The 20,431-nt window shown below is 60.2% G+C and carries 23 protein-coding genes and 1 pseudogene; 12 read left to right on the top strand and 12 right to left on the bottom strand.

Going from position 1 to position 20,431, the window contains the following annotated elements; all coding sequences use genetic code 11:
• Window positions 1–9: 9 nt before the first annotated feature.
• From lptB to npr, 6 genes are all read left to right on the top strand, one after another.
• The gene (gene lptB, locus C2U47_RS07670) at window positions 10–735 is read left to right on the top strand and encodes an LPS export ABC transporter ATP-binding protein (RefSeq protein ID WP_010675872.1); all 726 of its coding nucleotides are present in this window, start codon (window positions 10–12) and stop codon (window positions 733–735) included.
• Window positions 736–800: 65 nt separating this feature from the next.
• Window positions 801–2,240, top strand: a complete 1,440-nt coding sequence (locus C2U47_RS07665; RefSeq protein ID WP_041211850.1) for an RNA polymerase factor sigma-54 — start codon at window positions 801–803, stop codon at window positions 2,238–2,240.
• A gap of 20 nt (window positions 2,241–2,260) precedes the next feature.
• Window positions 2,261–2,548 (top strand): ribosome hibernation promoting factor, encoded by a 288-nt coding sequence (hpf, locus tag C2U47_RS07660; protein WP_005305957.1) that lies wholly within the window; start codon window positions 2,261–2,263, stop codon window positions 2,546–2,548.
• Window positions 2,549–2,550: 2 nt separating this feature from the next.
• Entirely contained in the window at window positions 2,551–2,997 is a 447-nt protein-coding gene (gene ptsN / locus C2U47_RS07655) for a PTS IIA-like nitrogen regulatory protein PtsN (RefSeq protein ID WP_010675870.1), read from the top strand.
• Between the two features lie 40 nt (window positions 2,998–3,037).
• A complete protein-coding gene (gene rapZ / locus C2U47_RS07650) occupies window positions 3,038–3,904 on the top strand; it encodes an RNase adapter RapZ (protein ID WP_010675869.1) in 867 nt (288 codons plus the stop codon).
• A 20-nt stretch (window positions 3,905–3,924) separates the two neighbouring features.
• Window positions 3,925–4,197: a PTS phosphocarrier protein NPr gene (npr, locus tag C2U47_RS07645; protein ID WP_010675868.1), complete on the top strand. Its 273-nt coding sequence runs from the start codon at window positions 3,925–3,927 to the stop codon at window positions 4,195–4,197.
• A 15-nt stretch (window positions 4,198–4,212) separates the two neighbouring features.
• Here npr and C2U47_RS07640 read toward each other — a convergent pair.
• The 12 genes and pseudogenes from C2U47_RS07640 to C2U47_RS07585 form a co-directional block, all read right to left on the bottom strand.
• Window positions 4,213–6,116, bottom strand: a pseudogene (locus C2U47_RS07640) (BglG family transcription antiterminator).
• Window positions 6,117–6,219: 103 nt separating this feature from the next.
• The gene (gene dagF, locus C2U47_RS07635) at window positions 6,220–6,960 is read right to left on the bottom strand and encodes a 2-dehydro-3-deoxy-phosphogluconate aldolase (protein ID WP_069785532.1); all 741 of its coding nucleotides are present in this window, start codon (window positions 6,958–6,960) and stop codon (window positions 6,220–6,222) included.
• Window positions 6,960–8,075: a DgaE family pyridoxal phosphate-dependent ammonia lyase gene (locus C2U47_RS07630; protein ID WP_069785533.1), complete on the bottom strand. Its 1,116-nt coding sequence runs from the start codon at window positions 8,073–8,075 to the stop codon at window positions 6,960–6,962. The genes dagF and C2U47_RS07630 overlap by 1 nt, the downstream gene beginning before the upstream one ends.
• On the bottom strand, window positions 8,059–9,198 hold the full coding sequence (locus C2U47_RS07625; RefSeq protein WP_103261561.1) for an amidohydrolase/deacetylase family metallohydrolase: 1,140 nt from the start codon (window positions 9,196–9,198) through the stop codon (window positions 8,059–8,061). Before C2U47_RS07625 ends, C2U47_RS07630 begins: the two co-directional genes overlap by 17 nt.
• A 142-nt stretch (window positions 9,199–9,340) precedes the next feature.
• A complete protein-coding gene (locus C2U47_RS07620; RefSeq protein WP_069785535.1) occupies window positions 9,341–9,991 on the bottom strand; it encodes a DUF4310 family protein in 651 nt (216 codons plus the stop codon).
• 11 nt (window positions 9,992–10,002) lie between these two features.
• Window positions 10,003–10,779: a DUF4311 domain-containing protein gene (locus tag C2U47_RS07615; protein WP_010675862.1), complete on the bottom strand. Its 777-nt coding sequence runs from the start codon at window positions 10,777–10,779 to the stop codon at window positions 10,003–10,005.
• Between the two features lie 25 nt (window positions 10,780–10,804).
• The gene (locus C2U47_RS07610; RefSeq protein WP_069785536.1) at window positions 10,805–11,101 is read right to left on the bottom strand and encodes a DUF4312 family protein; all 297 of its coding nucleotides are present in this window, start codon (window positions 11,099–11,101) and stop codon (window positions 10,805–10,807) included.
• Window positions 11,101–11,466: an SFCGS family glycine-rich protein gene (locus C2U47_RS07605; protein ID WP_010675860.1), complete on the bottom strand. Its 366-nt coding sequence runs from the start codon at window positions 11,464–11,466 to the stop codon at window positions 11,101–11,103. The genes C2U47_RS07610 and C2U47_RS07605 overlap by 1 nt, the downstream gene beginning before the upstream one ends.
• A complete protein-coding gene (locus tag C2U47_RS07600) occupies window positions 11,467–11,829 on the bottom strand; it encodes a transcriptional regulator (RefSeq protein WP_010675859.1) in 363 nt (120 codons plus the stop codon).
• Window positions 11,830–12,137: 308 nt separating this feature from the next.
• On the bottom strand, window positions 12,138–13,265 hold the full coding sequence (degS, locus tag C2U47_RS07595; protein WP_010675858.1) for an outer membrane-stress sensor serine endopeptidase DegS: 1,128 nt from the start codon (window positions 13,263–13,265) through the stop codon (window positions 12,138–12,140).
• Between the two features lie 89 nt (window positions 13,266–13,354).
• Window positions 13,355–14,713: a Do family serine endopeptidase gene (locus C2U47_RS07590; RefSeq protein ID WP_042015057.1), complete on the bottom strand. Its 1,359-nt coding sequence runs from the start codon at window positions 14,711–14,713 to the stop codon at window positions 13,355–13,357.
• An 81-nt stretch (window positions 14,714–14,794) separates the two neighbouring features.
• Window positions 14,795–15,175: a YhcB family protein gene (locus C2U47_RS07585; protein WP_010675856.1), complete on the bottom strand. Its 381-nt coding sequence runs from the start codon at window positions 15,173–15,175 to the stop codon at window positions 14,795–14,797.
• A 138-nt stretch (window positions 15,176–15,313) separates the two neighbouring features.
• On the opposite strand from C2U47_RS07585, the gene zapE reads away from it, so the two are divergent.
• The 6 genes from zapE (at window position 15,314) to C2U47_RS07555 (ending at window position 20,351) form a co-directional block, all read left to right on the top strand.
• Entirely contained in the window at window positions 15,314–16,408 is a 1,095-nt protein-coding gene (gene zapE, locus C2U47_RS07580) for a cell division protein ZapE (RefSeq protein ID WP_042864835.1), read from the top strand.
• Window positions 16,409–16,674: 266 nt separating this feature from the next.
• On the top strand, window positions 16,675–17,103 hold the full coding sequence (rplM, locus tag C2U47_RS07575) for a 50S ribosomal protein L13 (protein ID WP_005336289.1): 429 nt from the start codon (window positions 16,675–16,677) through the stop codon (window positions 17,101–17,103).
• A 14-nt stretch (window positions 17,104–17,117) separates the two neighbouring features.
• Window positions 17,118–17,510 carry a 30S ribosomal protein S9 gene (gene rpsI, locus C2U47_RS07570; RefSeq protein ID WP_005336286.1) on the top strand — a complete coding sequence of 131 codons (393 nt, stop codon included), beginning with the start codon at window positions 17,118–17,120 and terminating at the stop codon, window positions 17,508–17,510.
• 299 nt (window positions 17,511–17,809) lie between these two features.
• The gene (gene petA, locus C2U47_RS07565; protein WP_010675854.1) at window positions 17,810–18,400 is read left to right on the top strand and encodes a ubiquinol-cytochrome c reductase iron-sulfur subunit; all 591 of its coding nucleotides are present in this window, start codon (window positions 17,810–17,812) and stop codon (window positions 18,398–18,400) included.
• Between the two features lie 2 nt (window positions 18,401–18,402).
• Window positions 18,403–19,620, top strand: a complete 1,218-nt coding sequence (locus C2U47_RS07560) for a cytochrome b (protein WP_103261560.1) — start codon at window positions 18,403–18,405, stop codon at window positions 19,618–19,620.
• Entirely contained in the window at window positions 19,617–20,351 is a 735-nt protein-coding gene (locus C2U47_RS07555) for a cytochrome c1 (RefSeq protein ID WP_042078451.1), read from the top strand. The genes C2U47_RS07560 and C2U47_RS07555 overlap by 4 nt, the downstream gene beginning before the upstream one ends.
• Window positions 20,352–20,431 lie beyond the last annotated feature (80 nt).

The raw sequence follows: 20,431 nt of genomic DNA, 5'->3' as shown, positions 1-20,431 counted from the left end.
ACAACAGCCATGGCAGTGTTAAAAGCAACGGGTCTGCAAAAGAGCTACAAGCGCCGCATGGTGGTCAGCGATGTGAGCCTGGAGGTGGGAACGGGCCAGATCGTGGGCCTGCTCGGCCCGAACGGTGCGGGCAAGACGACCTCCTTCTACATGATCGTGGGCCTGGTGCAGCGGGATGCTGGCCTCATCACCATCGACGAGCAGGACATCAGCCTGCAGCCCATGCATATCCGTGCCCGCAATGGCATCGGCTATCTGCCTCAGGAGGCCTCCATCTTCCGGCGCCTGTCGGTGTTCGACAACTTGATGGGGGTCATGCAGACCCGCAAGGGGTTGAGCCGCGAAGAGCGGGAGGATAAGGTCGAACAGTTGCTGGAAGAGTTCAATATCACCCATATCCGCGACAGCCTGGGCCAGAGCCTCTCGGGTGGGGAGCGGCGCCGGGTGGAAATCGCCCGGGCGCTGGCGGCAGAGCCGAGATTCATTCTGCTCGATGAGCCTTTCGCAGGTGTTGATCCTATTTCAGTCATCGATATCAAAAAGATCATCCAGCATCTGAAAGAACGCGGGTTGGGTGTGCTGATTACGGACCACAACGTCAGAGAGACGCTGGATGTGTGCGAGAAGGCCTACATCGTCAGCCACGGCAAGATGATTGCCGAGGGCGCGCCGGCCGATATCCTCGCCGATGAGCAGGTCAAGCGCGTCTATTTGGGCGATCAATTCAGTCTATAGTAAGGGGGCACCCCTCATTTTTGTTAGGTGACTGCCTCGCTGAACATAAGGATATCCCGACGTAGATGAAGCCGACATTACAGTTGCGTCTCGGTCAGTCCCTGACCATGACGCCACAATTACAACAAGCGATTCGTCTGCTCCAGCTCTCCACCCTGGAACTCCAGCAGGAAATTCAGCAAGCGCTCGACAACAACCCCTTGCTGGAGCAAGAGGAGAACGAGGCGCAGGAAACCAGTCAGGCAGAGACACAGGACGCCAGTCAACTCGACTCCAGCGATGCCATGGCCCAGGAGAGCATGCCGGATGAACTGCCGGTGGACACCACCTGGGACGAGGTCTACTCGGCCGGTACAGCCCAGAGTGCAGGCCCCATCCATGACGGGGAAGACAGCGTCTATCAGGGGGAGACCACCGAGAACCTGCAAGACTACCTGCTGTGGCAGATGCGGCTCACCCCGTTCAGTGATGTGGATGCGGCCATCGCCCTTGCCATCATCGATGCCATCGACGAATCCGGGTATCTGACTGCCACCCTCGAGGATATTCAGGCTGCAGTCAGCAGCGAGGAGGTAGAAGTCGAACTGGATGAGATCGAAGCCGTGCTCAAGCGGGTGCAGCATTTCGATCCGGTCGGCATCGCCGCCCGTTCGGTGCAAGAGTGTCTGCTGATCCAGCTCGGCCAGTATTCGCCGGACCTGCCCTGGCTCGACGAAGCCAGAGAGGTGATCCGCGAACACATGGACCTGCTCGGCAATCGCGACTACCGCACCCTGGCTCGCAAGACCCGCCTCAAGGAGAGCGATCTCAAGGAGGTGCTGGATCTCATCCAGCAACTGGAGCCCAGACCCGGCAACGGCATCATCCAGAGTGAATCCCAGTACGTGATCCCGGATGTGTCCGTGGTCAAGAAGGGCAGCAAGTGGGTGGTTGAACTCAATCCGGATTCTGCTCCGCGCATCCGTGTCAACGAGGCCTATGCGGCCATGGCGCGCAATGCCCGCAGCAGCACGGATACCCAGTTCATCCGTTCTCATTTGCAGGAGGCCAAGTGGTTCATCAAGAGCCTGGAGAGTCGTAACGACACCCTGCTCAAGGTGGCCAGCTGCATCGTCGAGCAGCAGCAGGGCTTTTTCGAGTACGGCGAAGAGGCCATGAAACCCATGGTACTCAACGACATCGCGGAAGCGGTGGAGATGCATGAGTCGACCATTTCACGGGTCACGACCCAGAAGTACATGCATACGCCCCGCGGCATTTTTGAACTGAAGTTTTTTTTCTCCAGTCACGTCAATACGGAGGGAGGAGGAGAGTGCTCATCGACCGCTATTCGCGCCCTGATCAAGAAGCTGGTGACGGCGGAAAACCCCGCCAAGCCGCTTAGTGATAGCAAGATCGCGGATTTGCTGGCCGAACAGGGTATTATGGTGGCGAGACGCACGATCGCAAAGTACCGTGAATCCTTGTTGATCCCGCCATCCAATCAGCGCAAACGCCTGGTTTAGGCAAACAAAAGGAAGACGTTATGCAAATTAACCTGACCGGACACCATGTCGAGATTACCGAAGCTCTGCGTGATTATGTGAACAACAAATTTGCCAAACTCGAGCGTCACTTTGACCATATCAACAACGTACACGTGGTGTTGAGCGTCGAAAAACTGAACCAGATCGCCGAAGCCAAGCTGCATGTCAGCGGGGGAGAGGTGTTCGCCAATTCGCAGCATGCCGACATGTATGCGGCGATTGATACCCTGCTGGATAAACTGGATCGGCAGATCATCAAGCACAAAGATAAGTTAAATCAAAAATAACTATGCAACTTGAACACATACTGAGTCGGGACTGCACCAAGAGTGCGGTCCCTTGTACCAGCAAGAAACGCGCGCTCGAGATCATCAGTGAACTGGCCGCAGAGCGCCTCGGCGCTTCCCGCCAGGTCCTGTTTGAAAGCCTGCTGGCGCGAGAAAAGATGGGTAGTACCGGGATCGGAGCCGGTATCGCCATCCCCCACGGCCGGATTGACGACGCCTTCGCGCCGACCGCCGTGTTGATGACCTTCTCCGAGCCCATCCCTTTCGATTCTATCGACAATCAACCGGTTGACCTGCTCTTTGCATTGCTGGTGCCGGAAAGCGAGTGCAAGCAGCACCTCAAGACTCTTTCCCTGATGGCATCCAAACTGGGTGACAAGGCCGTCTGCCGCCAGCTGCGCCAGGCGACCAGCGACGAAGAACTCTATCAGATCATGACGTCGGCCTGAGGCCGGGTCTGACACAGCCACGTTGGCGTGAGGGGACAAGATGCAGTTAATTGTAGTAAGCGGTCGTTCGGGCTCCGGCAAGACGGTGGCCCTGAGGGTGCTCGAGGATCTCGGGTACTACTGCGTGGACAACCTGCCGGTCAACCTGCTGCCCCAGTTGATCGTGTCGGTGGAGAGCCAGTATGACAAGCTGGCGGTCAGCATCGACGTGCGCAACCTGCCTGCCCAGGCAGACAGGCTGGAGAACCTGCTGAGCCAGGTGCGCAACGAGGGGCGAGTCAAGTTCTCGAGCTTCTTCTTCGATGCGGACAACGCGACCCTGCTCAAACGCTACGGTGAGAGCCGCCGTCTGCACCCTCTGTCCCGCAACAAGCTTTCGCTGGACGAGGCGATCCGGGAAGAGACCCACCTGCTGGCACCGCTCTCCTCGACCGCCGACCTGCGCATCGACACCACCAACCTCAGCATCCACGATCTCAGCGAGCTCATCAAAACCCGGGTGCTCGGCAAGAAAGAGAACGAACTGGTGCTGGTGTTCGAGTCGTTCGGTTTCAAGTACGGCATTCCCAAGGATGCGGACTTCGTGTTCGACGCCCGTTTCCTGCCCAACCCGCACTGGATCCCGGAGCTCAAGCCCTTCACCGGCAAGGATGAGCCCGTGGCCAACTACCTCTCCAGCCAGCCGGATGTCATGCTGTTCATCCAGCAGATCGAGAATATGCTGGGGACCTGGTTGCCCCACCTGGAGCGCAACAATCGCAGCTATGTGACCGTCGGGATCGGCTGTACCGGCGGACAACACCGCTCGGTGTTCATCGCCGAGCGGCTGGCCAGCGCATTCCGGTTGCTTGGCAAGAACGTGCAGATCCGCCATCGCACGTTGGACAAGCGTTCAAACCCCGCCTGACAGATCCACAGGATGCTCAGATGACCGTTTCCGCCTCGGTAGAAGTCAAAAACAAGTTAGGCATTCACGCCCGACCGGCCATGATGCTGTTCGAGCTGGTGCAGGGGTTTGATGCCCACGTGCTGCTGCGCAACGAAGAGGGAGTCGAGGCCGACGCGGACAGCGTGATCGGCCTGCTGATGTTGGACTCCGCCCAGGGCAAACAGGTGGAGGTGCAGGTGGAGGGCCCCGAAGAGGTGGAGGCCCTGGCCGCCGTGGTGGCGCTGTTCACCTCGGGCTTCAATGAGGAGTAATACGCCTCGGCGTGCTCAAGGTGCGCTGCGAGCCAGCGCCTTGAAAGCGGCAAAATCCCGACAAGCCAGCAGACTTCTGCTGGCTTTTTCGTTCATCAGTGCCAGAAACAGATCATAAAGTCCCATGGCTTCCTCATAATCCGCCTTGGCGATGGCCAGCACGAAGATGAGGGTAGCGCTCTCGCCGTTGCCCCAGTCGATCCCCTGGGGGGCCAGCACGGTATAGACCAGGGTGCGGCGCGCCAGCAGGCCGAGGGAGTGGGGCAGAGCGATGCCGTCCCCCAGCAGGGTGGAGACGATCCGCTCCCGCTCCTGCAAGGATCCCCGGAATCCGCTCTGCACCAGATCCTCCGCCTCAAGCTGGCTGCAGATGCGATCAAACAGCGCCCCCTGGCTGATGGGTTCATCAAGCATCATGAAGTGGTCGGCATCGAAATACTTGTCGAGCAGATAGGGACGGGTGCGATCGACGAGCACCAGCTTGCCGAGCTGCTCCAGCTGGTATTGGGTCGGGAAGGGGGAGACCTGCACCACGGGAGCATTCTTCTCGCTCACCTTGAGGGTGCTGATGACGAAATCCTGCTCGACTCGCACCAGTCCTTCATAGTCCCGCACCGACTCCAGCGTGGTCAGCAGCAGTTGGGGGTATTCCCGCCGGATGCGTGCTTCCAGCACCCGGAAGGTGGCGTTGCCCGCATCGCACAGCAGCAGCGCCTGGGGGCGCCGGGTGTAACCGATGTCGTAGTGGCGCTCCAGGCCGACCCCGATGTGGATCACCAGGTAGCCGATCTCGTGGTGGGTCAATCGGTAGGGGGTCTGCCTGATCCACTCAGAGATGGCCGCCAGGGTGATGTCGTAGGCGAGGGGGTAATACTGCTTGATGTGATCCGCCAGGGGATTGTGGCTGCCAATCTGGTATTTGACCCGCAGCAGCATGGCGCCGATGTGGGTCTGCAGGTCGGCTCGCAATTGCGGGTCGCCGCGCAGGTCATAGGGGTAGTGCTGGTGGATGTAACCCAGCAGGTGTGCAGTCAGTTGCTCGCTCTCGGCCGCCATGGCCGGGCTGAGCAGGGGCGTCTCTGCAGTGAGGCGAGCCTGGATCTGGATGGCGAGACAGGCGATCTCTTCCTGCACCGGTGAAGTCAGGGTCGGCAGCTCGGCATAGATGTCGCGGGCCACCACTGCCAGGGGGGGGTGATGTCGTCGCTGGCAAACTGGCGCAACTCGTGGCCAGACGCCTGGCGAAGCAGGGCGACGGCACAGTAGACGGTGACTTGCTGCAGGCTCTCGTCGGCCAGGCGTAGCTGATGGCGACCGAGTTGCTCGTGAATGTGGTTGCCCACTACCTCCAGCGTCTTGCTGGGGCAGAGGGTGGGCAACAGGCTCTGGAGCGGATGCTGGTGCAGCAGCTCCTGGCAGAGCAGTTGGGTGAGGCAGGCGCGGATCGCCATCTCGCTTCCCGCAATGCGCATCCCCACCCTGGGTTTGCTGTCGATGGTGAGCCCGAAGTGGGCGAGCCGCTCCCGCACCTCCGTCATGTCCCCTTGCAAAGCCGCCCGGCTCAGATACCAGGTGTCCGCCAGCTCGTCGAGCTTGATCCCCTGTTCCGCCGTCAGCAGCAAGACCTGGAGGTGCAGCACCCGCTCGCGGCTGGTGCGAGGCAGGGGGCTCTCCTGCCCCTGGGCGGCTAGCAGCGCATCGAACAGTCCCTGATTGTAGATCTTGAGCTGGTAACCGCTGCCCCGCTGATGGATCAGGTGGGCGCCCCGGGTGGCAATGAGCTCGTTCAGGGTCGCCACGTCGGTACGCACGGTGCGGGTGGACACATTGAGACGGCGAGCCAGCTCCTCTTGTGGCAGGGGCTCGGCGTGAAGCAGGGCGAGCAGTTGCTGGAGTCTGGGGTGGGGCAGCTTGGTCATGAGGGGGTGGGGACTCCTGTCGCGCATGGTGGGTCGATGTTAACAAGGGGGTCATTAACAAGCCAGGCACCGCCCAGTGACCGGGTCGGTGCCTGTGGGGTTGCTATGCCAGCAGTGCCTTCACCATGGCGAGGAGGGTACGCACATCCTCCGGCCTGGTCTGGCCACTGACACTGTCGATGATGGAGCTGTAGACGTGGGGGATCATCTTCTCGACTCCTGCCTCCAGCGCGATCCGCACAATCTCCTCGAAGTTCTCAAGATCGATGCCGCCGGTGGGCTCCAGCCAGAAGCCGTGGCGGGCACAGGCCTCGGCCACAGCCTGATACTCGGCGCGGCAGGCGAGTCCCCCCATGGGGAAGAACTTGACCGAGCTGCCCCCCATGTCCTTGAGCAGGGCAATGGCGGTATCGATGGGGACGATGCCGTCAGGCTGCTGGCTACTCAGGGGGCCAGTGGAGATCTTCACCATGCCGGGGGTGCCGGTGGGGGAGACAAGGCCATTGACGAGGGTGTCAGCTTGACCGAGCAGCGCCCGGCTGGCCCCGACCCCGGTGAACACCTGATTGACATGCTGAGGCTGCAACTGGCGGGCTAGCTCGGCCACCATGGCGGACTGGCGCGGATCACCGGCTCCCAGCCCGATGGAGAGGGCGTTGTCGATAAGTTTGGCGTAGGCCTGCATGTCGGCGACGGCAGAGGGGATGTCCGGGTAGTTCTTGGATAGCACACCGACCAGGACGTGGCCCTCGGCAGCCTCATAAATGTCGACGGCATTCTCTTTGGAACCTGCCAGCACGTTGAGGCAGACCCGATCGCTGTAGTAATTGGGGGTAAGAGACATCAGTTGTTCTCCTGAACGAGGTGGGCAATGGCGGAGTGGATCTGGTCGAGCTGGGGCTGGGTGACGCTGCGCACGTCTATCTCGATGTGCCCCTCGTTGGCCTTGTAGCCGCGGCAGTAGATGGCGGGGGTACCCTGTTGCAGACGGGAGACCACTTCCACCGTGGTCATGCCGATCTGCTGGTGGTCGAAGGCGATGTCGGTGCGGGCGATGTCGCGCCCCGCGCTGTCCCACACCACCTTGGCGCTGACGCCGGGCAGCTGGTTGAGGCGCTCGATGAAGGGGGTCATCTTGGCGACCATGGCGGTGCCGCTCTCCTTCTCTTTGGCCAGGTAGCGCTCGATGGCGTGGGTCAGGCCGAGGATCCCCTCCTTGCCCACCTTCATGGCACGGCCGATGCCGTTGGCCTGCTGCTTGACCCACTCCACATACTGACGTCTGCCGAGCACCAGGCCGCTGGTGGGCCCTTCGATGGCCTTGGCACCGCTGTAGATGACCAGATCCGCCCCCTGGTTGTAGTAGAGACGCAGATCCTCTTCGGCCGCTGCATCGACGATGAGCGGGATCCCGTGGGCCTTGGCCACCTCGGCCGCCTCGGTCACCGACAGAATGCTCTTCTGTACGCAGTGGTGGGACTTGATGTAGAGGATGGCGGCGGTATTGGCATGGATGGCGGCGGCCAGCTGGGCGGGTGAGCACTCGTTGGCGTAGCCTGCCTCCACCACCCTGCCGCCCCCCAGGTTGACCATGGTGCCGACGGGGGCACCAAAGTTCACGTTGTGGCCCTTGGGCAGCACGATGTCGCTCGGCACGTCGTGGGCATGAGCATGCAACTGCTCGAGGCGATAGGGGTCGCCGCGCACGATCACGGCGGCCACCGACTGGGCGATGCCGGCGCTGGCGCAGGAGACCACCACCGCATCTTCAACGCCCAGCAGATCGGCCAGGTAGGCGCCGGTCTTGTTGACCAGATCCTTCACCTCGAAGTAGTGGCCGAGGCCGAAGTTGACCGCATCGACCACCTCCTGCTCGGGGGTGGAGACGCCGAGGATGGTCATGCGCCCGGAGGCGTTGATCACCGGTTTGAGCCGGTATTTCTCATACACAGAAGGCATGGTGTGATTTCCCGTAGTGAGTCAGAACCAGTTCGCCGCCCACCAGGGCGGCGAGAGGGAGCAGTTGCCGGTCACCGTTGCGGGTGCCGGCCTCGGTATCGGTAAAGAGAGTGGGGCCGCAGCTCACCTCGAACAGGGTGATGTCTGCATCGGCGCCCACCTCGAGTCGCCCCTTGCCGGGCAGGCGCAGGGCATCGGCGGCCTGGTGAGTGACGCAGGCGAGCACCTGCTCCAGGGTCATGCCGATGGCGAAGAACTTCGACATCACGTGGGCAAGGCTGTAGACGGGCCCCTTGATGCGGTTCTTGCAGTAGATGTCTGAACTGATGGTGTGGGGCAGGATGCCCTGGGCAATGGCCAGCTCCGCCACTTCGAAGCTGAAGCTGGCGCCGCCGTGGCCGATGTCGAGCAAGAGTCCCCGCCGCATCGCTTCGCGTACCGCCTGGCGCAGTTCACCCGCCGGGGTCAGGATGCGGTTGGGCTTGCCGTTGAAGCAGTGGGTCAGCAGATCGCCCTCCCCCAGCAGGGCGACGATCTCGTCCAGATCCGGCGGCGTGTTGCCCACGTGCACCATCAGTGGCAGGTTGCCATTGGCCTGCTGGATCTGCTTGGCCATGCGCAGGGGTTGCAGACCGCTTTCACCCACCACGCTGCCGCTCATGCGCGCCTTGATGCCGACGATGAAGCCGGGATGGCGCCGGATGGCCGCCTGGGCGAGGGCGGGATCGATGTCTGCCGGATCCGCCAGCTCGTTCTGGCGCAGCAGGCCGATGCGGGATATGTTGAGCAGGGCGTGCACCCGGGTCTTGCAGCCGGCGGCGAGACGCTGGAAGTCGTCCACGTCGTCGGCCCCGGTACTGCCGGCGTCGATGACGGTGGTGACGCCGGATTCCACGCCCACCTTGTCCGGCTCATCGTGATAGAGGGGGGAGGCGGGGTAGCAGTGGGTGTGGCCGTCAATCCAGCCGGCGCTCACATGGACCTGCCCGCCCAGAGTGAGGGTTTGCTTCGCCTCTGTGCTTTCTGGCAGCGAACCCAGCGCCGCTATCTTGCCATGCTTGATGGCGACGTCGACGAGCTGCCCGTTTCCCAGGCGTCCCGCCCTGATGATCGTGTCGTACATGCTGATATCCCTCTTGTAACCTGCTTGCGCTCTTACTGCGAGACCGCTTCCAAGGCTCATGTGTTGCTCTTCACCTTGCTGACGACCTCTCGCGACAGAGCGCAAACAGGTTCTTGAATGCCGCCCAAGAGACGGCCTTGGATTAAGCCAGGGCGATGGGGAAGACGGTCCCGAACATCATGGCCCCCAGGATGGCGCCGCCCGTGATGGGCTTCTCCCAGATGTAGAACAGCAGGGCACCCAGCAGGGAGCCTATCCCGATGGGAATGGAGGCGCCCATGGCGGAGAGGATGATGAGGGGACCGAGGAAGCGGCCCGAGCTGTTGCCAGCCCCCATCATGACGTCTGCGCCGTAGGTGGAGTTGCTCTGGTTGATGGTGAACTTGCGCGCCAGGATGATCACGTAGCCGATGGCCATCCCAATCCCCATGCCGGTGATCAGGGAAGCGGTGAAATTTTCCACCGGATAGACGATGCCGGCCCCCAGCAGCAGGGCGGGCACCCCGAGGCCGACTCCGGTCTGGATGGCGCCGCCGATGTCGAGGATCCCCACCAGGGAGCCCTCGATGATGCGGGCGAACAGGAAGCTGGCACCGAAGGCGGCGACTGCACCATAGGCCCCCGTGTCCATGCCGGCCTTGAGCATGGCAACGAAGGCCACCTCGTTGAAGGCGCCGACCCCGTAGAGGTAGAACATGTGGGTGCCGGCGAAGACGCCGGAAGAGAGCAAACCGACAAAGATGGGGAAGGACCAGTCGGCATACCAGAAGTTGTTTCTCAGTTTCTCATCCATGGTGTGCTTCCTTATTTGCCGCTCATGAGGTTGTGGACGTTTTCCAGCCACAGGGGAACGCCCAGGTGGAAGGATTCAATGAGTTTCATGTCAAAGCCGCGGAAGAAGCCGCTCAGCACGAACAGCAGGACGATGGCACTCATCATCACCTTGGTGACGTGGTTCCAGCCGCTCTCTTCCACCCCCTTGCCGATCAGGATGCCAAGCACCAGACCTGGTACCGCGTTGCCCATGATGAGCTGGGCCAGACCGCCGAAGATGGTGGCCCAGAAGCCGGACTTCTTGCCTGCCTCGATGGCGGCCAGCCAGAAGATCACCGGCATGACGGTGTTGACCAGCAGGTTGGCGGCGGGCACCAGCACCTTGACCGCGGTCACCTGCAGGGCGGCAGGTACGGCGGCGGCCGTGCTGTTGAGGAAGGCGACCACGATGGCACCAATGATGCCGCAGGCGATGGCCATCTTTTTGGGATCATGGAGGGTGGTGGCGAGATCCCGGTTCTTGATCATCAGGGCCGCTGCACCCCAGTTCGGCAGGATGCGGTGATCCACGTCCTGGGTGAAGGCGCCGGCCGCGACCGTGGAGGCCCAGGCGTTGAAGAAGAAGCCCAGACCGAACGAGAAGTGGGAGGCGGGGTCCCCTTCGCAGGAGTTGAGCTCGCCCAGGGTACGGAACGCGCCCATCCCCTGCACGGTCGGGGCGTGGAACATCCGCGCCGCGCCAGCCCCCACCCCGACGCCTACCAGGCCGCCGATGATGAGTGACTTCATCAAAATGATTAGAAACATCCAACTTGTCCTTTTGGTTGTGGGGTCAGGCCCGGGTGAAATCCACCTTGTCGACATCCAGGCTGGTGACCTTGACGGTGATCGCCAGCCGGACCCGGAACTCGTGGCGCTGGCGTGGCAGGAAGAAGAACAGGAACTTCTCCACCCGTACCGACTCCTCGGCCTCGATCACCTCGACTTCGAGGGGTTCGATGCGCAGCATCACCTTGGGGCTCTCCTTGAGCAGGCTGGGTTGCACCTGGCTGAGGGCGGCGGCGAACGCCTGCTGGCGAGTCGCCCCCTTGCCGTTGACCGTGATCCGGGTGGTGAAGTGCTCTTTCATCAGGCGCGTCCGTGTTTCTTGGCGAAGGCTTCGATCAGCTTCTGGCCCAGCTCTTCCTTGTCCATGAAGCCGAAGCCCAGTACCACGCACCCCTCGTTGATGGCGGTGACACCCTCTTCGATGGATCGCATGCCGTAGCGGCACTTGTAGCCGTACTTGGTCTGGGCCGTGATGGCGCCCGCGCCACCGCTGCCGCAGAAGGAGATGCCAAGGTCGGCCTGCTCCTTGTTCATCACATCACCGAGCTTCATGTCGGCGGCCATGCCGGGGATGACGGTCACGGTGGCGCCGGCGGCTTCTGCGCCTGCCCCCACTTTCTGACCCTTGCCGAGACGATCTCCAATCACGAGTTTGATGGCAGTCATTTAGCTTTCTCCTTTTACTGAGCTGAGTTCGTTTTCTTTGGCCACTTCAAAATGGACGGACAAGAGGTGCGCCTCCTCGTAGGCGAGGCGGTCGAGCCAGGCGACGACCTGTTCGGCCAGGCGCAGGGAGAGGGGGGAGATCTCCTCGAACAGGCTGAGGTCGACCTCCGGCAGGGACTCCCCGCTGTAGGAGCGCCACACCATGGCCTTGACGTGGGAGGCCAGCATCTGCTGCTGCACGTCGTTGGGGCGTATGCCCTGATCCGCCAGCAGGTTGTGAATGCGGGCCAGGGTCAGGTCGGTCTTGCGCAGCAGTGCCGGGCTGTCCGGGGTCAGGGGGGCGTCATGGGTGTCGGTATTCAAGGTCTGCTCTCCAGGCTGGCAGAAAGGATGGGCTCACCATAAAGCGGAGGAGAGTGCGGGAGGAGGCAGGTTTTTTCCGATTCGAAGTGGAAATCCGGAGGGAAAGGCATCAAAAGAAGCCCTTTTGGCGTTCAGGAAGAGGAAAGGAGCGGACTGGCGGCAAGGGAGTGTGATCGGTGGCGCGTTTTGACGTCGCCTTCGCCCGATTGCTCATTGGCGCAATGTGTGAGCTGTCTCACGCACAGGTGGGAGCCGGAGGAAAGCGGGCACAAAAAAGGGCCCTGTCGGGCCCTGCGAGGATCCGCCCCTCAGGTGGCGGGTGCCGCACTGCTGGTCGGCAGGGTCTGATTCTGGTAGCGCAGGTCCTCTTCGATGATGACATCGACGTCCAGCGGCTTGCCGTTGCGGATCACCGAGATGGTGAGCTTGGTGCCGGGGCGGCTCTCGACGATCTTGTCCATGACGGGACGCACGCCGGTGATGGCCTCTCCGTTGATCTTGAGCAGCACATCCCCACGTTTGAGACCGGCCTTGGTGGCTGGGCCATTGGGATCCAGGCTCTCCACCACCAACCCCTGCAAGTCCCCCAGGTTCAGCATGCGCGCGACGATGGGATTGATCTCGACGCTGGAGATGCCGAGGTAGCCGCGGATGACCCGGCCGTTGGCGATCAGCTCGTCCATGATGCGCTTGGCCAGCTTGTAGGGGATGGCAAAACTGATGCCATAGCTCTCCTGATTGCCGTTGAGGTGGTAGGCGGCGGTATTGATACCCACCAGATCGCCACGGCCATTGACCAGGGCGCCTCCGGAGTTGCCCTCGTTGATGGCGGCATCGGTCTGTAGCAGATCCTGTCTGCCATTGCTGTCCGGCCCCATGCTGGAGAGGCCGATACGGCCGGTGGCGCTGATGATGCCCTGGGTGATGGTCTGGCCGACGTTGTAGGGGTTGCCGATGGCGAGCACCACGTCTCCCACGTCCGGCAGACGATCCGGGTCCTGAGGGATCACCGGCAGGTTGTCCGATTCGATGTAGAGCACCGCCAGATCGGTCAGTTTGTCGGTGCCGACCAGCTCTGCACTGAATACCCGACCATCTTGCAGGGCGACGATGATCTGGTCCGCATCGGCGATGACGTGATAGTTGGTGAGCACGTGACCGCGCTGGTTCATGATGACGCCGGACCCCAGCCCCTGGGGTCTGAGTTCGGCTTTTTCACCGCGATTGCCGGCGAAGCTGCGGGTGTAGATGTTGACGACGGCAGGGCCGGCGCGATGGGCCGCGTAGGAGAAGCTCAGCTCGCGGGCGTTGGTGATGAGGCCCGGCAGGGGAGCGCCGCCGCGAAAATTGGGAAACACCAGCAACAAAAGCGCAGCCATGGCGAGGCCAAAGCCGACGGACTTGCCCAAGTAGCTGATCAGAGGTGGGATTTTCATGTCTTTCTCGTCCGTACAGGCTGCGGGCAGAGAATAACATTATCGATGGATAAAAATCACCCGCGGCGGTTGCCGCGGGTGTGAGGGGCTTAACGGATCACCAAATAGAGCGAGGAGTCGCCGCGCTGAATGTTCAGCGCCAGGACTTCCGGCTTGTTTTTCAACACCTTGGTCAGTTCACCCATGGAGTTGATGCGCTGGCGGTTGACCCCGATGATGATGTCGCCCTTTTGCAGGCCGGAGGCGGCTGCCGGTGAGCGGGGATCGATGTCGGAGACGGCCACGCCGGTCACGGGGTCCGTGGTGGTGCTCAGCTTGGCTCCTTCCAGTGCCGGATGCAGGGCGCTGGCCAGGATCTCGCTGTCATCCGCCTTCTTCAGGGTGACCTTGACGGTCTGCTCCTTGCCGTCACGGATGAGGCCGAGCGAGACCTGCTTGTCGGCCCCCATGGTGGCGATCTTGGCACGCAGCTCGCCGAAGGAGCGGATGGGCTTGCCATCGATGCTGATGATGATGTCGCCTGCCTTGATGCCTGCCTTGGCGGCGGCGGAGTCAGGCATGACCTGGTTGACGAAGGCACCGTCCTTCTTGTTGTAGCCGAAGGTCTTGGCGATTTCGCTGGTGAGCTCGGTGCCGGTAATCCCCAGCTGGCCACGGCGCACTTCGCCGTATTTCACGATCTGCTCGGAGAGATCGCGCACCATGTTGGACGGGATGGCAAAGCCGATGCCGATGTTGCCGCCGTTGGGGCCCAGGATGGCGGTGTTGATGCCGATCAGCTCCCCGCGCAGGTTGAGCAGGGCGCCGCCCGAGTTGCCGGAGTTGATGGCCGCATCGGTCTGGATGAAGTTCTCCAGATTTTCGATGTTGAGGCCGCTGCGACCCAGGGCGCTGACAATGCCGGAGGTGACGGTCTGGCCCAGGCCGAACGGGTTGCCGATGGCCAGCGCGTAGTCACCGACTCTCAGCTCGTCGGAGTCGGCGAACTTGATCTGCACCAGATCCTCGGCCTTGATTTGCAGCAGGGCGATATCCGACTGTTTGTCTTCCCCTATTTTCTTGGCTGCATACTCACGGCCATCCTTCAGGTTGACCTTGATCTCGTCCGCCTCGTGGACCACGTGGGCATTGGTGATCACGTAGCCTTTCTTGGCATCGATGATGACGCCGGAACCAAGCGCCTGGAAGGGCTGCTCGCTCACCTGCTCGTCAGGCATGTTGGGGCCGAAGAAGAAGCGGAATTGTTCCGGCAGGCGCTGGCGGGTGATCTTCTTGCCAGAGACGGAGATGTTGACCACGGCAGGGGTCACCTGCTCGAGGACGGGGGCCAGGCTCGGCATCTCCTGGTTGTTCGCCATCAGGGGCAGTGCGGCCTGCGCCGGTGCTGAGGACATGGCGATACCGACACTGAGGGCTAAGACACTGAATACAGAAAGAGATTTACGCATATGAGAAACAGCTCCCAGAAAAAGTTGCAGTGCAATCGTCAAGGTCTGACCACGATAAAGCGTAATTAGTTCAACCGACGATCAGCCCGGCTGCTTGAGCAGGCCGGATGCACCGGCGTAATCGCGAGGAGGAAGGCCCGGCTCTTCGCTGTTGGCGGCATCGCCTGTTTCTTCCACTTCGGGTTCGCGGAACAGTGGTTCCTGTACCTTGGCCAGGAACTTGCTCTGTTCCGCCATGTGGCGATAAAGGGTCTGGTACTGTTCGGCCAGTTGCTCCATCAGGGCGGCGCTGTCGGCGAAGTGGGTGGTGATCTGCCCCTGGTAGCTTTCCAGCTCCTTGTGGGCTTTTTTCAGCTCCTGTTCCAGGCGTCCGGCATCCCGGCTACGGACAGAGAAGCGGCCGATCAGCACGCCGATGATCAGGGCGGCGATCGCCAGCAGGATCCCGTTAAACAGAGTCATAGAAGCTCCTTGTTACAGCTAACACGATGAATTTGAAGCGGTCGGATGGACCGCAACGCCTCGTTGGCACTATACCGTGCCCCCGAGAGCGTGATACCATTTTGTCCCTCATTCAGGGACTTGGAGGCGGTTTACAGGATGACCCCGCAGCAAAAATATCAGCAGGATTTGCAGCGCCCCGGCTTTGTGGCCGATCCGGCCCAGGCCATGGCAATCGCCCGCCTGGAGCGACTCTATCAGGATCTGTGCGTAAGCCCGACTCCGACCAGATCCCGTGGCCTGCTGGGTTGGCTGCAAAAGCCGAAAACCCGTGACCCCGTCCAGGGGTTATATATGTGGGGCGGTGTGGGCAGAGGCAAGACCTGGCTGATGGATACTTTTTTTGAGAGCCTGCCGGGGGAGCGCAAACTGCGCATCCACTTCCACCGTTTCATGCACCGTGTGCACGGCGAGCTCAAAGGGCTGACCGGTCAGTCCGATCCGCTCAAGCTGATCGCCCGCAAGCTGGCCGACGAGACCGACGTCATCTGCTTCGACGAGTTTTTCGTCTCGGATATCACGGATGCCATGCTGCTCGGCACTCTGTTCCAGGAACTCTTTGGCCATGGCGTGGTGCTGGTGGCCACATCCAACATCCCCCCTCAGGATCTCTACCGCAACGGGTTGCAGCGTGCTCGCTTCCTGCCTGCCATCGCGCTTATCGAGCGTCACTGCGAGGTGATCAATGTCGATGGCGGTGTCGATTACCGGCTGCGAACCCTTGAACAGGCAGAGATCTATCACTTCCCGCTGGATGAGCAGGCCAGGAGCAACCTGGATCGTTATTTCAGCCAGTTGACCGGGATTGGGCAGGTGACTGCCGCCGCACTGGAAGTCAACCATCGCCAACTGAGTGCGCTGGGCGTGGGGGAAGGGGTGCTTTATATGGAGTTTGAACAGCTGTGCTGTACTCCACGCTCCCAGGGCGACTACATCGAACTGGCCCGTGAGTTCCACACTGTCCTGCTGGCCAATGTGCAACCCATGGGCAGCGGCACGGATGACGCGGCCCGCCGCTTCATCGCCATGGTGGATGAGTTTTATGAACGGCACGTCAAGCTCATCATATCGGCGGCGGTCCCCATGACCGGGCTCTATGGCGAAGGCTTGCTGAATTTCGAATTCAAGCGTTGCCTTTCACGGCTTCAGGAAATGCAATCGCACGAATACCTTGCCAGAGTGCACCTTCCTTAGTCACAATACCGCGCCTGCCAGTCGGATGGGCATCTGCGGCAGGTAGGGTCGGGCGACATTTGCTAGCTTCATGGCAGTGAAATTAGCAGGTGATATTTAAGGCAACTTCACTTATAATCGCCCGGCCCACGTTACAGCTGTCGATAAGACAGCAACACTTTAAGCTTTACTTGTATTCGAAGGGGTACAGGTAGGCCATCGTTTGTTGTTTGTGGGAGAGCCCCCATAAGCAATTGGGTCTGTAACAGGTAATTGGGTTTAACTTAATGAAAACTTTCGTTGCCAAGCCAGAAACCGTAAAACGTGACTGGTACATTGTGGACGCAGAAGGTAAAACTCTGGGTCGTATCGCAACCGAGATCGCTGCTCGTCTGCGTGGTAAGCACAAAGCCGAGTACACTCCGCACGTTGACACCGGTGACTACATCATCGTTGTAAACGCTGAGAAGGTACACGTAACCGGTAAGAAATTTACCGACAAAATGTACCACGCTCACTCCGGTTTCCCGGGTGGTATCAAGTCCATCAGCTTCGACAAGCTGATTCAGCGTAAGCCGGAAATGGTAATCGAAGCTGCCGTCAAGGGCATGCTGCCGAAGGGGCCGCTGGGCCGTGCCATGTTCCGTAAGCTGAAAGTTTACGCAGGCGCAGAGCACGCTCATGCTGCTCAGCAACCTCAAGTACTGGATATCTAACGGGAACTGGCAACATGGCAGAAAATCAATACTACGGTACCGGCCGTCGCAAAAGCTCCACTGCTCGCGTATTTATTAAAGCGGGTAGCGGTAAAATCGTAATCAACCAGCGCTCCCTGGAGCAATACTTCGGCCGTCCGACTGCCCGCATGGTAGTTCGTCAGCCGCTGGAACTGGTCGAGATGACCGAGAAACTGGATCTGTACATCACCGTTAACGGTGGTGGCATCTCCGGTCAAGCTGGTGCGATCCGCCACGGTATCACTCGTGCTCTGATGCAGTACGACGAGACCCTGCGTTCCGAACTGCGTAAAGCTGGCTTTGTTACTCGTGATGCCCGTAAGGTTGAGCGTAAGAAAGTCGGTCTGCACAAAGCGCGTAAGCGTCCGCAGTACTCCAAGCGTTAATTCGCTTTTGGTACGCACTCTCAGGAGTGTCAAAAAAGCCTGGCAATTTGCCAGGCTTTTTTTATTGGTAATGTTACATGTGACAATGCTAAGCATACGTCACAAAAGACAAAAAATTGTGTATTTATTGTTTTTGCCCATCGACTCCCTTTCTTGTCAAATTGTTATCTTTTCTTTAAAATTTCCATGGTCTTTCTGTGTCAATTGCCACTCCGCTTCCATCGCAGTTGTCAGAGGGAGAGGAGAAGTAAACAGGGACACTATAAGAATGAGCGGAGTCCACATGGGAGAGTTTTTGGATGAGCAATGCGCCAGTTGATACCGGTCGCCGCAGATTTCTTACCTGGTCAACGGTTGCCGTTGGCGGTGTAGGAGCTGCTTTTACCGCAGTGCCGTTTATTAAGTCATGGAATCCGAGTGCCAAAGCCAAGGCGGCAGGCGCCCCGGTTGAAGTGGATATCAGCAAGCTGGAGCCGGGTCAGCTAATCCGCGTCGAGTGGCGCGGTAAACCGGTCTGGGTGGTGAAGCGCACCAAGCAGACGCTGGATGCTCTGGCTGCACACGATGACAAGCTGCGGGATCCTGCGTCAGACGAGCCACAGCAACCGGACTATGCCCACAATGGCTACAGATCCATCAAACCGGAAATCTTCGTGGCCGTTGGCATCTGCACTCATCTGGGATGCTCCCCTTCCTATTTGCCCGACAGCTTCGGCGAGCAGGTTCAAGGGGTAACTTCCGGCTTCTTCTGCCCCTGCCATGGCTCCAAATTCGACATGGCTGGTCGAGTGTTCCAGGGCGTCCCCGCACCGCTGAACCTGGTCATTCCGCCATACCAATTTCTTAGCGACACCACCATTCTGGTCGGTGCCGACGGCAAGGAGGCCTGACCATGTTTGCCAAACTCATGGGCTGGATCGATGATCGTTTCCCGCTCACGGCCATGTACAACGACCATATGGCCAAGTATCCGGCGCCCAAGAACCTGAACTTCTGGTACTTCTTCGGCTCGCTTGCCATGTTGGTGCTGGTCAACCAGATCATCACCGGCATCTGGCTGACCATGAACTACAACCCCTCGGCGGAAGGTGCCTTCGCTTCCGTGGAATACATCATGCGGGATGTGGATTACGGCTGGCTGCTGCGTTACATGCACTCAACCGGGGCATCCGCCTTCTTCATCGTGGTCTACCTGCACATGTTCCGCGGCATGATCTACGGCTCTTACCAGAAGCCAAGGGAACTGCTGTGGATCTTCGGCATGCTGATCTTCCTGGTACTGATGGCCGAGGCCTTCATGGGTTACCTGCTGCCCTGGGGGCAGATGTCGTTCTGGGGGGCCCAAGTCATCATCTCGCTGTTCGGTGCCATCCCCGTTATCGGTGACGATCTTACCCTGTGGATCCGGGGGGACTATGTCATCTCGGGTGCGACCCTGAACCGCTTCTTTGCCCTGCACGTCATCGCTCTGCCGCTGGTGCTGGTGATGCTGGTGGCCATGCATATCCTGGCGCTGCACGAGGTGGGCTCCAACAACCCCGATGGCATCGACATCAAGAAGCACAAGGACGAGAACGGCTGGCCACTGGATGCGGTCGCGTTCCACCCCTATTTCACAGTGAAGGACATGATCGGGGTAGCCGGTTTCCTGTTCTTCTTCTGTGCCATCATCTTCTTCAAGCCGGATATGTGGGGCTATTTCCTCGAGAAACCGAACTTTGAGGTGGCCAATGGACTGAAGACACCGGCGCATATCGCCCCGGTCTGGTACTTCACCCCCTTCTACGCCATCCTGCGTGCGGTGCCTGACAAGCTGCTGGGGGTCATCATGATGGGCCTCTCCATCGTGGTGCTGTTCCTGTTGCCCTGGCTGGATCGCTGCAAGGTGCGTTCGGTGCGTTACCGCAGCACCCTGCACAAGCTGAACATCGCCCAGTTCGTGGTCTGCTTCATCATTCTGGGTGTGCTGGGGGTGTTGCCATCGACCCCGACGCTGACCCTGATCGCCCAAATCTGTACTCTGGGCTATTTCGGGTTCTTCGTCCTGTTGTTCTTCTACAGCAAGAATGAGCGCACCAAGCCGCTGCCGGAGAGGGTGACATTCAAATGAAAAGAATAATTTTTGCAGTGCTGGCCCTTCTGCCCGGTCTGGTGTTGGCCGCGGGCAGCGGCTTCCCCCTCGACAAGGCGGAGTACGACCTGAGCGACAAGGCATCCCTGCAACGGGGCGCCGCCACCTTCATGAACTACTGTGCCGGTTGCCACTCCACCCAGTATCAGCGTTACAACCGGGTGGCCGCCGACATCGGCATTCCGGAAGAGCTGATGAAGGAGAACCTGATCTTCACCGGCGCCAAGATTGGCGACCTGATGAAGAGCGCCATGTCCGAGAAGGATGCGGCCAAGTGGTTCGGTGCGCCGCCCCCCGACCTGACCCTGGTCGCCAGGGTGCGGGGCGCTGACTGGGTGTATACCTATCTGCGTTCCTTCTACGTGGACGAGACCCGACCGTTCGGAGTGAACAACGCCGTCTTCCCGTCCGTGGGCATGCCTCACGTACTGGAGCCGCTGCAGGGGACGCCCCGCGCCGAATTCACGACCCACAAAGTCGATGGCGTCGATGTCCAGCAGGTTGTCAGCATCAAATCTGACGGCAACGGTGAAATGAACAACGAAGAATATGATCAGACGGTACTGGATCTGGTAAACTTCTTGGTCTACTCGGCTGAGCCGGTGCAGCAGGAGCGCGAACGCATGGGCTTCTGGGTGCTCGGTTTCATCGCTATCTTCTTCATCTTCACTGTGCTGTTGAAGAAGGAATTCTGGCGCGACGTTCACTAAGCGACCAGATCGGAGTAATATGACGCACGGCAATGAAGACAGACATGCTTCATTGCCGTTTCTGCTTTTTAATGACGGGA

The organism is Aeromonas sp. ASNIH7 (assembly GCF_002903485.1).
Classification (GTDB): Bacteria; Pseudomonadota; Gammaproteobacteria; order Enterobacterales; family Aeromonadaceae; genus Aeromonas; species Aeromonas caviae.
This window is presented reverse-complemented; position numbering and strand designations above follow the sequence as displayed.

Excerpts from the sequence above, each read along its gene's own strand:
- npr (WP_010675868.1), top strand. The coding sequence starts at position 3,925 with ATGACCGTTTCCGCCTCGGTAGAAGTCAAAAACAAGTTAGGCATTCAC.
- degS (WP_010675858.1), bottom strand. The coding sequence starts at position 13,265 with ATGAAAATCCCACCTCTGATCAGCTACTTGGGCAAGTCCGTCGGCTTT.
- petA (WP_010675854.1), top strand. The coding sequence starts at position 17,810 with ATGAGCAATGCGCCAGTTGATACCGGTCGCCGCAGATTTCTTACCTGG.
- C2U47_RS07605 (WP_010675860.1), bottom strand. The coding sequence starts at position 11,466 with ATGACTGCCATCAAACTCGTGATTGGAGATCGTCTCGGCAAGGGTCAG.
- ptsN (WP_010675870.1), top strand. The coding sequence starts at position 2,551 with ATGCAACTTGAACACATACTGAGTCGGGACTGCACCAAGAGTGCGGTC.
- zapE (WP_042864835.1), top strand. The coding sequence starts at position 15,314 with ATGACCCCGCAGCAAAAATATCAGCAGGATTTGCAGCGCCCCGGCTTT.
- dagF (WP_069785532.1), bottom strand. The coding sequence starts at position 6,960 with ATGTCTCTTACCCCCAATTACTACAGCGATCGGGTCTGCCTCAACGTG.
- rplM (WP_005336289.1), top strand. The coding sequence starts at position 16,675 with ATGAAAACTTTCGTTGCCAAGCCAGAAACCGTAAAACGTGACTGGTAC.
- C2U47_RS07625 (WP_103261561.1), bottom strand. The coding sequence starts at position 9,198 with ATGTACGACACGATCATCAGGGCGGGACGCCTGGGAAACGGGCAGCTC.
- C2U47_RS07665 (WP_041211850.1), top strand. The coding sequence starts at position 801 with ATGAAGCCGACATTACAGTTGCGTCTCGGTCAGTCCCTGACCATGACG.
- C2U47_RS07615 (WP_010675862.1), bottom strand. The coding sequence starts at position 10,779 with ATGTTTCTAATCATTTTGATGAAGTCACTCATCATCGGCGGCCTGGTA.
- C2U47_RS07590 (WP_042015057.1), bottom strand. The coding sequence starts at position 14,713 with ATGCGTAAATCTCTTTCTGTATTCAGTGTCTTAGCCCTCAGTGTCGGT.
- rapZ (WP_010675869.1), top strand. The coding sequence starts at position 3,038 with ATGCAGTTAATTGTAGTAAGCGGTCGTTCGGGCTCCGGCAAGACGGTG.
- C2U47_RS07560 (WP_103261560.1), top strand. The coding sequence starts at position 18,403 with ATGTTTGCCAAACTCATGGGCTGGATCGATGATCGTTTCCCGCTCACG.
- C2U47_RS07585 (WP_010675856.1), bottom strand. The coding sequence starts at position 15,175 with ATGACTCTGTTTAACGGGATCCTGCTGGCGATCGCCGCCCTGATCATC.
- lptB (WP_010675872.1), top strand. The coding sequence starts at position 10 with ATGGCAGTGTTAAAAGCAACGGGTCTGCAAAAGAGCTACAAGCGCCGC.
- C2U47_RS07610 (WP_069785536.1), bottom strand. The coding sequence starts at position 11,101 with ATGAAAGAGCACTTCACCACCCGGATCACGGTCAACGGCAAGGGGGCG.
- rpsI (WP_005336286.1), top strand. The coding sequence starts at position 17,118 with ATGGCAGAAAATCAATACTACGGTACCGGCCGTCGCAAAAGCTCCACT.
- C2U47_RS07555 (WP_042078451.1), top strand. The coding sequence starts at position 19,617 with ATGAAAAGAATAATTTTTGCAGTGCTGGCCCTTCTGCCCGGTCTGGTG.
- C2U47_RS07630 (WP_069785533.1), bottom strand. The coding sequence starts at position 8,075 with ATGCCTTCTGTGTATGAGAAATACCGGCTCAAACCGGTGATCAACGCC.
- C2U47_RS07620 (WP_069785535.1), bottom strand. The coding sequence starts at position 9,991 with ATGGATGAGAAACTGAGAAACAACTTCTGGTATGCCGACTGGTCCTTC.
- hpf (WP_005305957.1), top strand. The coding sequence starts at position 2,261 with ATGCAAATTAACCTGACCGGACACCATGTCGAGATTACCGAAGCTCTG.